Consider the following 14,064-nt stretch of genomic DNA (forward strand, 5'->3'; position numbering starts at 1 on the left):
ACCTTTGTTGCTCCTGGCGCTACTGCTTTGTCATATTTAAACACTTCAGAGCATTAATGACCGCGTAAATCTACTCACGAAAAATCAGGTAGCCCTCTCCAGCTCACCTGCCTTGTATTTGACTGCCAGGATTACCAGTGGGACGTACGCTATGAAAACCCCAAGCAACCCGTTCAGTCCCAACAATACAACGCAAAGTGCAAGAGGGAGCAGCCAGAAGACATTGATCACTAACACCGAGAGAGTGACGGGCAAATGGCTCCCTACTTGGCGTGAGGCGAACTGATAGGCATGACTGCGATGGGCTTCATACACTTTATCTCCTCGCATCAAGCGACGAATGAGCGTAAATGTCGCATCGACAATAAAAACCCCAAGCAAGATAAGCCACACCCACAGCAAATCAGGGTTGTGCCAGGCAGCTTGTAGGGAGAGCACACCAAGGATTACACCGAGAAAACCGCTACCTGCATCCCCCATGAATATTCGGGCGGGCGGGAAATTCCAGTAGAGAAAACCCAGTACCGCCATGCTCAATAGCAGCGGAGCCCAGATAAGCGCTTGATCCCCATTCAGCCAATAGATCAGGCAGGCTCCGAGGCAGACGCATATCGCTTCAACGCTGGCCAGGCCATCAATTCCATCCATGAAGTTGTATAGATTCAACACCCACACCAGATAAAAAGCAGCGACGATATGCCCGAGCCAACCAAGGTCGATGACCACTCCCGGCAGCACTATCGCTGGCAAGCCTCCCAACCAAAACAGGGCCCAGATCGCGGCACTGAAATGCCCTAGCAACCGCCAACGGGCAGCGATATGACCGTGGTCATCAAGAAATCCGAGCACTGCAACTGCGGCCCCCGCACCCAATAATGCCCATGTAAAGGAATGCGTTATTTCGTTGCCTACGAGCAGGAAAGGCAACGCAATTAGAAAGCTCAACACAATAGCCACTCCTCCGCCTCGAGGAGTCGGGACTGAGTGCGAACTACGTGCGTTAGGCACGTCAATCAGACTACGGGCGAGTGCGTAGCGCCGTAAACACCACGTCAGGAAAAGAGCAAACGCCGCGACTGCAGGCGCAAGCCACAGTAAATGATTCATCAACAACTCCAATTACGGTCCCGAGAAGGGTCACTATTTACTTCAAGCTGCCCTGAAAACTTTCAGCTGTCTTGCGCAGGGCAGCGGTCACAGTGGAAGGTGGTGTCCACTCTAATAGCCGGCGAGTCTTAGCAATATCGACCTGCAGCGAACCACACAGCCGCTGGCCAATAGCCTTACGTCCTATCAACGCAGCACCTAACTGCAAAAGAGCAGCGGGCACAGGTATCAATCGGGCTGGTTTACCCAGTGCAATCCCCATGCGCGTCAACAAATCGGTAGTCGACATGTCATCACCATCACTGGCTAAAAATATTTGATTAGCTGCTGCGGGGTGATCTAAGCAAACCACAATCAGATCAATCAAATTGTCGAGCGAGACTAGGCTTCGCTGATTGCGTATAGCTCCCAAAGGTAAAACAATGCCTTTGTTAAGCCAGTTCATCATGCTGCGAAAGTTGGCTTTCACTCCCGGGCCGTAAACGAGAACGGGGCGAATGATAACGACGTCCATCCCGGTTTTTTTGGCCAGTATCTTTAGCTGCTCTTCGGCTTCCTTTTTTGAAACGCCATACGGGTCGCAAGGGGCTGGCACATCGTCTGCCGTATAGGGAGCGCCAGGCTGAGTTGCTTCTCCGTTCACCTTGATTGAACTGATAAAAATGAAACGTTCTACTCCGGCGTGCGCTGCTCGCTGTGCCAGCTTCAGCGTTCCGTCTACGTTGACCTTACGATACTCAGTCAGCGGATCACTCGAAGCATCAGACATTACATGAACACGGGCTGCGCAATGAACCAACACATCGACCCCTTCGAGGGCAAGCAAAGATTCTGTGGCTAGATAATCGGCACTAACGAGCACAGGGACGGCATTGGCAGGGAGCGTAACACCCTCTCGACGCACCAGTGCCAGCACCTGACAGTCGTCTGCGGATGCCAACCGATCAACAAGCGCGGCGCCCACAAAGCCGCTAGCGCCCGTAACAAAGACTGTCTTCCTCTGATTCAAACTATGCGCTCCAACTGCCCATACACATCCAAATGTTGTTCTACGATCTTTTCAATCGAAAAAGCACGCAAAGCCAGCTCACGGCCAGCCATGCCCATACGACTGCGCAGGGCCGGATCTTCGATCAGCACCTGCAATTGGTTGGCCAACGCCTTTGCATCACGTACGGGAACCAAAAAACCCGTTATGTCAGGGTCTATTGCGTCTCGACATCCGGGCACATCTGTAGTTACAACCGCACGGCCACAGGCTGCGGCCTCCACCAGGACCTTGGGTAACCCCTCACGATAAGAGGGCAAAGTGACGATATTCGCTGCAGCGAACAGTGTAGCGATGTCATCGCGATAACCGAGTAACTCGATCACACCATCCTCTCGCCACTGATCTATTTGCGTACGAGTCACGGTAGCCGGATTGCCTGGATCAATATCACCTATCAATTGAAACCGCGCCTTGACGCCGCGTGCAGCGAGTATTTTTGCCGCCTCAACGAACTCCTCGACACCTTTATCACGTAGCAATCGAGCTGCCAGGCATACCACAGGAAGTCCTTCAGGCTCCGGAATCGCTGTGTAAAGTGACAAGTTGACGCCGGAACCACGAATCATCACGGCTTTAGATTCGTTAAGGCCGCTCATGCTTAACAGCAAATCACGATCATCGGGATTCTGAAAAATCGAGCGCAGGTTACGCTTTCCCAGAGCAAGACGGTAAAAAGTGCTGACTACTTTACGCGTAACAAGAGCCTTGAGTCCCCTTGAAAGAAACACAAAACCCAGCCCTGAAATAGCCGTAACAACACCTTTAACCGGCGCAAAACGAGCAGCGACTCCACCATACAAAACTGGCTTGATGGTTACTAAGTGCAGTATGTCCGGCTTCAATCGCCAAAGTAGCTTCCAAATAGTGAACATAAGGCCAAGCTCGGCGAGAGGATTTCGACCACTACGTGACAGTGGCAATGAGTGAAACTCAAAACCCTCCGCAGCAATAGCCGCAACTGCCGGGCCTGGCATGCACGCCACATGAACCTTATAGCCCTTTGTCTGAGCGCCCTTGGCCACAGCCAGCCGATGGGAGAGAAAGAAAGCCGGATCGTTGACGATGAACAGAAGAATTTTACTCATGCCTGTTCTTCCAGCCATGCCTGAAACATTAAAATGGTCCACAAATGAGGCTGCCAGTTACCGCGCCCCTCGAGATGTTCCTGCCACATGTGCCTGATACGTTCAGGATGGAAGTATCCCTCCTGCCGTAGGCGTGCTTCGTTCAACAATGACTCAGCCCACTCCCTTAAAGGTCCGCGCAACCAAGCACCCAGCGGAATACCAAAACCTTGCTTTGGCCTTTCGATGAGTTCCTTGGGTACATATCTATACAAAACTTCCCGCAGCAGCCACTTACCCTGACCGTTACGAATCTTCAAATCGAGCGGCATGCGCCAAGCCAGTTCGACGACTCGATGATCGAGCAATGGCACACGCCCTTCAATACTTGCGGCCATGGCTGCACGATCTAGCTTGACCATGATGTCATCCGACATATAGGTTTGGGCGTCCATCGCCATCATCCAATGCTCAAAGCTGTCAGTTTGTGGCCAGCGTGAAGGCTCGGTGAAAATGGTTTTCGGCTCTTCGCCATCAATCACTACGCTTGCAGGATCGGTCCAGTGACTGTTCAACTGAAGATAGAACTCATGGCCGTCCGCAAGCGTCAGAACATTAGCCAATTTATGTGCTTTCTCTCCCGGCGTACTGAGGTGTAGACGCTTGGGCAGTAGTGGCTTAGAGATACGAAACAGATGATCCCAGCTGGAGGGCGAAAGTGACCTTAAAAGCCCGGCGCTTGCTTGCCTGGCAAACGGAGGTAGCTGTTGCATTTTCGACCAGACTTTCTTAGCGCTAAGATAGCGATTGTAACCACCGAAAAGCTCGTCTCCACCGTCACCGCTGAGCACAACCTTCAACTGCTTGCTAGCCAATTGGCTGACCAAAAAGGTCGGGATCTGCGAACTATCGCTGAACGGCTCGCAATACATCGATGGCAGGCGTGGAATCACTGCTAACGCGTCCTCCGGACGAACATATAGCTCCGTATGCTGCGTACCCAGGTGCTGGGAGACGGCTTTGGCATGTACAGCTTCGTCGTAACCACCTTCGTCGAAACCGATAGTAAATGTACGAATCGGCTGAGCACTTTGCGCCTGCATTAGAGCTACTACCGTACTGCTATCAACACCACCGCTTAAAAACGCGCCCAAAGGTACGTCAGCCAGCATTTGCTGGCCAATGCTGGAACGTAATTGTGCATCTAGCAAATCCGTCGCCTGAGAAGCAGTTCCCTCAAAGGGCTGGGCAATGCCTCTCGCAACGGCGTCGTTGAGACGCCAGTAAGATTGAGGAACTGCGATTTTTGCGGCGGGAAGATTGTTCAGCGTAAGGATTACGTAGTGACCCGGCTCAAGCTTCGCAATGCCCTTATAAATACTGTAAGGAGCTGGAATGCAATTATGACGAAGCAACAACGTGAGTGCATTACGATCCACTTCCCCAGTGAACTGTGGGAAAGCCTTGATCGCCTTCAACTCGGAGCCTAAAAGCAGCGCGTCCCCTTGCCAGCCGTAATACAAAGGCTTTTCGCCCATCCGGTCACGCGCAAGTGTCAACACTTGCTCTTGCCTGTCCCAAAGCGCGAAGGCAAACATGCCAACGGACGCCTGCAGGGTCTTTTCGACGCCCCAGCTTACAAGGCCTTCCAGCAGCACTTCGGTATCAGAATGTCCTCGCCATTCCGCCGGCGACAGCCCCTCATCCTCCAACTTCTGCTTTAGCTCGCGGTGATTATAGATTTCGCCGTTAAAAACAATTACAAATCTTCCGCAACTAGAATGCATCGGCTGTCGACCCGCCTCGGACAGATCGACAATGGCCAAACGTCGATGTCCGAGCGCAAGCCCCACATTCTCATCGACCCAAACGCCACGATCATCAGGGCCACGGTGTGTGAGGGCATCGTTCATCCGGTTGACGATTGCTGTCAAATCGCCAATACAGGACTGGAAAATTCCGCTGAAACCACACATCACTGAACATCCTGATTTAAGTAAAGCCGGTCATAAATTTTTTTGAATTTTGTCTCGGTACATTTCATCGTGAAATTTTCGAAGATCCGAGTATAGGCACCCTGCCCCATCGTTGTACGCTCCGCGTCAGTCTTTCCCACCACCTTCGCCAATGCTTCAGCCAATACCTGAGGTTCGTGTACAGGTACGACAATTCCGTTTCCGCCAAGAAGAAAGGCTGCATCACCGGCATCGGTAGTTACACAAGGCAATGCCATACTCATGGCCTCACCTAGTACATTGGGGAATCCCTCAGTAAACGAATGCAGGCAGAACATATCCATCGCCCTATAACATCCCGCCACGTCTTTGCGCTCACCCAATAGTACAAACCGATCAGCATATCCGGTCGCAGCTATATCAGCCATTAGCGCAATATTGCCATGATCAACATCACGTCCAATCATTAAGAACTTAACGTGTGGGAAACGAGCGGCAACGAGTCCCGCGGACTTAATGAAACCCGCGTGATCCTTGACTTCGTTGAAACGTCCGAGGCTACCGATAACAAAGTCATTCACCCCAATACCATGCGCTGATCGTATAACTTCACGCTCTTCGGATGAAGCTACTAGACGCTCAAGGTCGAACCCGTTGGGTATGACGATCATCTTTTTCGGGGAATAACCAACCGCGACATGCGTCGTTCGCGACGCTTCGGCAGCGCAAACAATAACGCTGGGCAAAATAGCAGAAAGCCAGGCGCACAGCCTGCGAATAACTATCGTTGACTTACCTCCTCCCTTGCTGACATCAGTGGTTCTGATGCCCCAAATTAGCCCTTTTACGCCGACCCAGCGTGCGGCCAAACCGCCCAACAAATCAGCGTGATACATCCAGGTTTGAACCACATCAGGCTTAGTAGACTGTAAAAGACGCACCAGCTTGTTGAATGCGCTAAAAACATCCCAGGCGCCACGCATGCCCAAAGTATCAACGGTGACGCCATGAGCACGCAGCAATGCGCCGACTTCGCCCAGATCCGTCAATGAAATAACACGGTGCTCGTCTTCGGAGCTGGAGTTGAAAGACTCACAAAGTCGACGCAACATCAACTCAGCGCCGCCGATATTAAGGCCGACAATTACATGGGTAACTTTCATCAGCCCTGCTCCTCGAGCCAAGCCTGGAACATCAAAACGCCCCACAGCCTGCTCGAATAATCCGCATGTCCAGCAAGGTGCTGTGCCCAGATCTGACGGATAGGCGCAGGGTGGAAAAAACCCTCCTGACGTAGCCGGCTTTCGCTCAAAAGATTTTCGGCCCACTCACGCAATGGGCCCCTCAGCCACGAAGCGATAGGAATGGAAAATCCTTTTTTTGGCCGCTCAATCAACTGCCGAGGAACATGCCGATAGAGCACCTCTCTTAATACCCACTTGCCTACGCCCTCACGAATTTTCATAGGCAAGGGAATACGCCAGGCCAATTCGACAATGCGGTGATCCAACAATGGAACACGTGTTTCAAGACTGTTGGCCATCGCGGCGCGATCAACTTTTACCAAGATATCGTCGACCATATAGGTTTGCGCATCCATCGCCATCATCCACTCTTCGTACCTGCCCGTAGTGGAAGGCCAGCTCGTGGGTGTATTCAACAGCGTTGCAGGCTCTTTTGCATCTATCACTGCGACCAGAGGATCCTTCCAGTGACTGATCATCTGACGATAAAAATCTTCTCGGGTGGGGGTATTCATAATATCCACCAGCTTTTCAACCCTGCCCCTCAGAGGCAGTAGTTTGAGTGAGCTCGCGGCCAATCGCCGCAAAGAAACCGGCACTTTACTGACGTGGTTCCACGCCTGCGGTGTGAATTGGTAGGGGTTGTAGCCACCGAACAGCTCGTCACCCGCGTCGCCGCTCAGAGCGACCGTGACTTGCTGTTTTGCAAGTTGGCTAACCAAGAACGTTGGAATCTGCGAACTATCGGCAAATGGCTCACAATAAATCGCTGGCAAGTGAGGGATAACATCCAGCGCGTCTTTCGGCTGAATGTATATTTCCGTGTGCTCGGTACCCAGGTGACGGGAGACAGCCAAGGCATGCTCCGCTTCATTAAAGCCTGCCTCACTGAAACCGATGGTGAAGGTTTTGATTGGCCGCCGACTTTGTTTCTGCATCAGGGCAACAATTAGACTGCTGTCGACGCCGCCGCTTAAAAACGCACCCAGGGGCACGTCGGATAGCATTTGCATCCCAACACTTTCAGCTAGCTGCAATTCAAGCGCGTCTACAATGGCAGTTTCACTGCCAACTAGCGGCTGATCCAAACCCCTCACAACAGCGTCATTGTACGACCAAAAAAAAGCTGGCTTAACCGACTCTCTTTTTTGGCCCAAGGAAATACTGACATAGTGGCCAGGCATCAGCTTTTCTATACCTTCATATATACTGTACGGGGCCGGCACATAATTATGGCGAAGGTATAAAGCCAACGCATTCCTATCAACAGTTGATTTGAAGTCTGGATGTTGCTTAAGCGCTTTAAGCTCAGACCCGAAAACCAGAATGTCACCCAACCAGCCCCAATAAAGCGGCTTTTCACCCAGCCGATCACGTGCAAGGACGAGTTTATTGTCTACACGATCCCACAAAGCGATAGCAAACATACCCACGGTAGCTTGAAGCGTTTTCTCGACGCCCCAACTGTTGAAGCACGCTAAAAGAGTCTCCGTGTCGGAGCGGCCACGCCAAGCAGGAGCCTCGAATTGACTTTCGAGTGATTTGCGCAGCGTCTGATGATTATAAATTTCGCCGTTGAACGCGATCACATAACGCCCATTCGCGCTTTCCATCGGTTGGTGGCCGGCTGGTGAGAGGTCCTGAATAGCCAGACGAGCATGACCTAATACAATCTGTGCATCATCAGTCCACGTTCCAGAGCCGTCGGGGCCACGCTTATTTATGGCCTGGACCATCTGAACGACATGACGATCAGTTATAGAGGACGGCGTCGAATGAAAGTAACCGGCTATTCCACACACTACGAAACCCTTCCCTATTAAAATTCTTCAGCCAAACAGTATAAATACTTATTTCGCCATCAGCTGCTTTTTTCAACAGTTTCTCTGATTATTCTCTCCCACTCATTAACCGCCTGATGCTGGGAATACTTGTTGACGATGACATCCCGGGCATGTTGGCCTGCACGATCTCTGTCTAACGGATTATTAATCAACGCGTTCAAAGACTGATACCACTCAGCAGGCGTAACCACTCCATAACCGATAAATCCATTTTTTAAGATCTCGCTATTCATACCAAAGTCGGATACCACGATCGGAATACCACAAGCCATATACAGCAACATCTTATAACTGCACTTGCCTCGCGACCACTCCGTATCATCCAACGGCATGAGGCCAATGTCCATGGTTGCAATAGAGCTGACTTCATTCTCAACTGCCCACTGTACAAACTCAACAGCCTCACCAGGAATCTTGTCGAAACGCGGACGCTGGTCAGAAACAACGCGTAGCTTCCAACCTTTGTTTTCCTTGAGGACCTGAGCCAGGGCGTCTTCTATATCATATAGAAACTTGAATCCTCCGGAAGTGCCCGACCATCCAATAATTTTAGCAGCGAAGTCTTTTTTCAAAGGACGAAATCTATCAACATCAACGGGCGTGGCAATAACAGTCATCGGCTTACCAAACTTGCGAAAATAGTCGGCAATATAACTATTTCCACAAACTATGTGATCGACACGCTTCGTAATTTGCTCTACCGCCCACCCATTTCTGTGTAACCAAATCGCGTCATCAACATCTAAAATTCGCGGTCTTTTGGTAAACCTTTCCAGAGTAGGAATCGTCGAAATCATCTCTCTCTGTAGTATGATCACATCATATTTAAAGCTCTTGCACACACCAAAAAGCCTGGAGTAGAATTCCTTGATAATCCAAAGTAATCTTTGCGCGCGGGCACTGGGCGGATAAGCGCTTTCATAAGCGTTGGAGACATGTATTTTAATATTTTTGGCTTCTAATCCACGCTTTAAATAGTCCACTCTAAACCGTGTGCTCGGCACCTTATCACCCTGCGTGAATGCCATAACCGAAATTTCATCTTTCATACCGTCAACCTTATAAATTATGAAATTGGTTTTTTTGAAAAAAACAACAACACAAAGACTACAATCACAAACACCTTCATGAAAAACCATAGCGAAGGTAGAAACGTATCGGAAAACAATGATAATACAATCGCTGAATACAAGTAGGCAGAGATCACCATATAAAAGATATGGCCTTGCTTAGCCTTCAGGTAAGCATAGGTTGAAGCCGCCGAATACAGCGCAATAAAAAAAACGACACCCAACACGCCGAACCCGGGAAAAATGGAAAAATACAAGCTATAAACGTTACCCTCTAACCCATCGCCATATAAGTTAAACTCTGAGTGCATGGGTAAAGGGGTGCACAACTGAACCATGGAAAGTAAGTGGCAAACGGATATGAAGGGGTTCCAGTTTTCGAAGACTCGAACCGTCCCATCAAAATATAGCGAAAACAGAACCGGCCCTTGAAGCGCATAACCTGCAATGTGCGTCAGCATGATAGACATAACTTCGCCTACACTTTCATCTGAACTTACATCGATTTTATTTGTGGCTATAGCGCCTACAAATAAAACTACCAAAAAAAATAAACCCAAGGTCGCCATAATTTTAACGGGAAGTTTTTGATGCACCACCCGATAAATAAATACCAGGCCTAACAGCATCTGTATCAACCCTGCCCTACCACTCCCAACCAATATCAGAGCGCACCATGGAAAAGCGATTATGAGATACTTGAGCCACCCTATTCTCCGTTGAGCCAAGGCTATCGTAAATAACGGAATTATTACCAGCCCCAGCAGCAGATAGTTTGCTGTCAGCCGACCGAATACTGACTCCCCAGCAACCGACATTGCCCTTGCGGCGTATGATATCTGCTCAAAGTCAGAACCGAGTGCAGACAAATCACTATAAGCAACCGGCAAAACCAGAAGATGCATGAAGGCGAATAGCAAAAACAGATCATTAAAATTAAGTTCGCGACAAAAAAAGCCTTTATGCACGAAGCTTTTGGCAAACAGGCTTATACAAATAGACACCGCACTGAATATTGCCCCGCCCAGAATAAAAATTAGCAGAGCGTCAGACTCAACGGCATAAAAACCCAACAGAGGAGTGAAGGCTATTAAGCATAATCCGCCGCCCCAAATGGCAGGAAATATAAACGAAGGATGAAACGGATCCCTCATGGTTGCGCGCGATAAAATTGCGACCGCCAACAGAGTCAAGCCTGCTAAAAAGCTATACATACCACTTCAACCTCTTATAAGCAGTCAGCAAAATTCAAAAACCTGGTTCCTTACTTTTTCACCCGATAGGAATCAACAAAATAAAAAGCACAGCCCACAGGAAACGCACACATCATCAAGAGCGATGCTTTACAACTTGGAAATATTATTTCCATTTTGTTTGTCCTTAGGGCGAATCGTACATAATTAATAGCCGATTTGAACCTGCTAGCGATGCCCTTCAGTATCTTGAACTCTTCAAGATACACCAGACTGGCGCCACATGGATTGTTAACCCTAATTCGTACCGAGGACTGCGTGAGCCCGTCATTTCGATAAATTTTTATGCATAACTTTTCATTAACAAATCTAGCAGAATAGACAAGTGAAACTCTATTCCAAACAATGCTTTCAGCAATAAATCGCTCACCCGCAATTATGGGGAACTCATACTGCTTCAATATTTCTGTGACATTAACGCCCCACTTATCGCCCATGGAACGGTATTGACGCTGTAGATCCGGATCAGCAATATCACATATATAATTTGGATACTCTTGACCCAATACATTACTTTCATCATCCATGCATAGAACTGAGAGCGTCGAAAACTGATCTCTCTGTGAGATGTCAATATCCTCCCAATGAAACTTCAATCGTTCCAGAGCTGTGTTAACACATCGGTCATCGGAATCGAAAACCAAAAACAAATAACCTGTTGCATGCTCGACCGCAACATTATGCGCGGCATGCTTACCTTGGTTATTCTGATAAATGTAACGGATATTCAGCTCTTTCTTTTTTATCCATTCCTCGACAAGTGCCTGCGTCCCATCAGTGGAACCATCATCAATAATCAGCCACTCAAAATCTTGAAACGTCTGCACCCTAAGCGACTCATACACCTGACTCAAAATATATGCTCTATTATAAGTCGGCGTAAACACTGTAAAATACGGCAAATTCCCCCCTAACACTCAGCAATTATTTTTTTAACAACGCAGAAACATTGGCAATCAGGTTTCTGGCGTTAAATAGTAGTAATACAGCTATATAGGCCGCACCACCCAAAATCACCTTTAACGAAAAAGACCACACCGACAACTCAAAATTGATACTGCTTACTACTGCTGCCATAACCACCACAGCAACTATAATTTGCGCCGCATTTTTATAGGGAAGACGCGGCATAGCAAATACGCGTCGCCCCAAAGCCCAGCTCAATATCAAGGAAACAAGAAAAGCGATCACCGTCGAAATCGCAGCGCCCGTAGCGCCATATTCGGCAATGAGAAAATAGTTGAAAACAACATTCACGACGGCACTCACGAAGACAATACCCATTTGTATTCGAGTGGAGTTTGACAGTTGAAATGCGTAATCGAAGTAATATGATTTTATCGTACTTAAAAACATCGCCAGCGCGATCCAAGGGATGATCACAGTAGCGCCCTCTCTAAACTTATCCCCGAGTATGGAATACGCTATATCAGGGGCGGTCAACGCCATTCCTGCCGACAATGGCACAGCCACCGCAAACACTAATGAAAAGGTCTGACGCAGTTTTAAACCCGCAGCCAGCAAGCCCTCTTTAGCCAGTGCATTTATCACCAATGGCAGGGCAGCCAAATGAACGACCGATGTCAGCATGCCGATTGAATACTGGCTCAGCTCATACGAAGCTGAATAAACGCCGACAGCCTCAACCCCCACCATGCGCTCGATGAAAAACCTATCAGACGCATCAATAACAAATATCAAGAGATAAGTAATCGTTAACGGAGCACCATAAGCGAATAATTTGCTCAGGTAATCCCTATTGATAAAAAACCAAGGCAAACCACTCCATATCCGCCTACTGATTACGCATGCGGCAATCGAACCTACTATGATCGAGGCCAATATCCCTTCTGCACCAAAGCCCAGGTAGGCCGCAACTACAGATAGAAAAAAGCCAACTGCACTTTTTACGGTGAGTACTTTCCCATAATCAAAAGGGTTTAAAGATGTATTTAAAACCTTTAGGTTAAGTTCATGCCAACCCTGGATCGCAAACAAAAAACCGACCATCCAAAATACTATTGAAAATGATGAAAACGCGCCTAGGGCCGCGCACATAAGCGACAAAACAATCACGACTACAAAAATAATAAATGAAATCGATCTCGCAGTTCCCAACAAGCGTTCTTCATCTTTTTTATCAGTTACAGCAGGAAGATACCTACCAACCCCCAAGCTCAACCACTGTAGTAACACCGCATTACCTACACCAGCAACCAAGATAGTCAGTGAGTAAACTCCATACTCAGCAGGCGTCAAAATACGCGTAAAAATCACCAAGGCCGATAGGGACAATATTGCCGGTATCAACTTTACAACCAGATAAGCGGCACCGTGTTTTGCTAGCAACTTATTGCCCCCTGTCTATGGTCCATGTATACATACATTAAAAAAAGAATAACGTTAATTCAAAAAACGTACGTACCATGGCATAGCTCTTTCGACGCCCTCAACAATGTCAAAGCGAGGCTCATACTGAAGGTGTTTTTTTATTTTGCTGATATCAGCTTGTGAATGGCGAACGTCTCCAGCTCGGAAATCCCGATACACCGGGGTCTTATCATAGTTAATCCCATTTTTTGCCAATGCGTCACGCAAAGACGTAAAAAGCATATTTAGGTCTGTTCGACCGCTGACCGCGACGTTGTAAACCTGATTGCGCGAAGCCGAGTCCGTCGTAGTGGCAGCCAGTAGGTTCGCTTGGATAGTATTTTCGATAAAACAAAAGTCCCGACTGGTTTGACCGTCACCATTGATAAAAACGTCATCGTTTTTTATCATGGAAGCCGCCCATTTGGGTATCACTGCCGCATATGCACCTTCAGGGTCCTGGCGCTTACCGAACACATTAAAATACCGAAGGCCAATAGTATCAAACCCATAACACTTGGCAAAAACGTCAGCGTACAGTTCGTTAACGTATTTGGTCACTGCGTAAGGAGACAGTGGTTTGCCAATGATGTCCTCTACCTTAGGCAGCCCTGGATGATCTCCATATGTTGAGCTACTTGCGGCGTATGTGAAGCTTTTTACTTTTGCATCCCGTGCTGCCACTAGCATATTTAGGAAACCATCAATATTCGTATTGTTGGTAGTAATCGGATCATTAAGAGAACGTGGTACCGATCCCAACGCTGCCTGATGTAAAACGTAGTCAACGCTATCGCAAGCCTTATGGCAATCTTCTAGTACTTTAATATCTCCCTGAACAAAAGAAAAGTTAGCCCACTGACCAGAGGAAACGGCACTTTTTACTTCATCCAAATTCCTCTGATGACCTGTTGCAAAGTTATCTAATCCAACGACCCGCTGATTCAAACCAAGAAGCACTTCCAGCAAATTAGAACCGATGAAACCTGCTACCCCGGTGATTAGCCAAGTTTTCGGAGATACCTGAAGCAAATCTAACAGTTGTTCATAGCGGGCCATAGTTATATACTCAAGATTAATAGTGAGTTAGCAAATAGAGACATTAG

At 48.3% G+C, this 14,064-nt stretch carries 11 protein-coding genes; all 11 read right to left on the reverse strand.

The annotated features are described in order from the left end of the window. Positions 1-84 precede the first annotated feature (84 nt). The 11 genes from BMH52_RS15315 to BMH52_RS15365 are packed head-to-tail and all read right to left on the reverse strand — an operon-like array spanning position 85 to position 14,017. A complete protein-coding gene (locus BMH52_RS15315; RefSeq protein WP_073844197.1) occupies positions 85-1,107 on the reverse strand; it encodes a glycosyltransferase family 4 protein in 1,023 nt (340 codons plus the stop codon). Between the two features lie 37 nt (positions 1,108-1,144). Continuing rightward, positions 1,145-2,116: an SDR family oxidoreductase gene (locus tag BMH52_RS15320; RefSeq protein WP_057710886.1), complete on the reverse strand. Its 972-nt coding sequence runs from the start codon at positions 2,114-2,116 to the stop codon at positions 1,145-1,147. Then, a complete protein-coding gene (locus BMH52_RS15325) occupies positions 2,113-3,243 on the reverse strand; it encodes a glycosyltransferase family 4 protein (RefSeq protein WP_073844199.1) in 1,131 nt (376 codons plus the stop codon). The genes BMH52_RS15320 and BMH52_RS15325 overlap by 4 nt, the downstream gene beginning before the upstream one ends. After that, the gene (gene asnB, locus BMH52_RS15330; RefSeq protein ID WP_057710884.1) at positions 3,240-5,198 is read right to left on the reverse strand and encodes an asparagine synthase (glutamine-hydrolyzing); all 1,959 of its coding nucleotides are present in this window, start codon (positions 5,196-5,198) and stop codon (positions 3,240-3,242) included. The genes BMH52_RS15325 and asnB (BMH52_RS15330) overlap by 4 nt, the downstream gene beginning before the upstream one ends. Continuing rightward, positions 5,198-6,340, reverse strand: coding sequence for a glycosyltransferase (locus BMH52_RS15335; RefSeq protein ID WP_073844201.1), 1,143 nt, complete (start codon positions 6,338-6,340; stop codon positions 5,198-5,200). The genes asnB (BMH52_RS15330) and BMH52_RS15335 overlap by 1 nt, the downstream gene beginning before the upstream one ends. Then, a complete protein-coding gene (gene asnB / locus BMH52_RS15340; protein WP_073844203.1) occupies positions 6,340-8,223 on the reverse strand; it encodes an asparagine synthase (glutamine-hydrolyzing) in 1,884 nt (627 codons plus the stop codon). The genes BMH52_RS15335 and asnB (BMH52_RS15340) overlap by 1 nt, the downstream gene beginning before the upstream one ends. 59 nt (positions 8,224-8,282) lie before the next feature. Beyond that, positions 8,283-9,314: a glycosyltransferase family 4 protein gene (locus BMH52_RS15345; protein ID WP_177345091.1), complete on the reverse strand. Its 1,032-nt coding sequence runs from the start codon at positions 9,312-9,314 to the stop codon at positions 8,283-8,285. A 17-nt stretch (positions 9,315-9,331) separates the two neighbouring features. After that, positions 9,332-10,549 carry an O-antigen polymerase gene (locus tag BMH52_RS15350; protein ID WP_057710881.1) on the reverse strand — a complete coding sequence of 406 codons (1,218 nt, stop codon included), beginning with the start codon at positions 10,547-10,549 and terminating at the stop codon, positions 9,332-9,334. Positions 10,550-10,599: 50 nt separating this feature from the next. Further along, positions 10,600-11,505, reverse strand: coding sequence for a glycosyltransferase family A protein (locus BMH52_RS15355; RefSeq protein ID WP_073844206.1), 906 nt, complete (start codon positions 11,503-11,505; stop codon positions 10,600-10,602). Between the two features lie 7 nt (positions 11,506-11,512). After that, on the reverse strand, positions 11,513-12,937 hold the full coding sequence (locus BMH52_RS15360; RefSeq protein ID WP_073844208.1) for an oligosaccharide flippase family protein: 1,425 nt from the start codon (positions 12,935-12,937) through the stop codon (positions 11,513-11,515). 54 nt (positions 12,938-12,991) lie between these two features. After that, a complete protein-coding gene (locus BMH52_RS15365; protein ID WP_082628830.1) occupies positions 12,992-14,017 on the reverse strand; it encodes an NAD-dependent epimerase/dehydratase family protein in 1,026 nt (341 codons plus the stop codon). Positions 14,018-14,064: the final 47 nt, after the last annotated feature.

Origin of the sequence: Pseudomonas sp. BTN1, from assembly GCF_001907715.1 — a bacterium.
GTDB lineage: Bacteria > Pseudomonadota > Gammaproteobacteria > Pseudomonadales > Pseudomonadaceae > Aquipseudomonas > Aquipseudomonas paracarnis.

Coding starts and splice junctions, on each gene's coding strand:
- asnB (WP_057710884.1), bottom strand. CDS start 5,198: ATGTGTGGTTTCAGCGGAATTTTCCAGTCCTGTATTGGCGATTTGACA.
- BMH52_RS15365 (WP_082628830.1), bottom strand. CDS start 14,017: ATGGCCCGCTATGAACAACTGTTAGATTTGCTTCAGGTATCTCCGAAA.
- BMH52_RS15315 (WP_073844197.1), bottom strand. CDS start 1,107: ATGAATCATTTACTGTGGCTTGCGCCTGCAGTCGCGGCGTTTGCTCTT.
- BMH52_RS15335 (WP_073844201.1), bottom strand. CDS start 6,340: ATGAAAGTTACCCATGTAATTGTCGGCCTTAATATCGGCGGCGCTGAG.
- BMH52_RS15345 (WP_177345091.1), bottom strand. CDS start 9,314: ATGAAAGATGAAATTTCGGTTATGGCATTCACGCAGGGTGATAAGGTG.
- BMH52_RS15350 (WP_057710881.1), bottom strand. CDS start 10,549: ATGTATAGCTTTTTAGCAGGCTTGACTCTGTTGGCGGTCGCAATTTTA.
- BMH52_RS15325 (WP_073844199.1), bottom strand. CDS start 3,243: ATGAGTAAAATTCTTCTGTTCATCGTCAACGATCCGGCTTTCTTTCTC.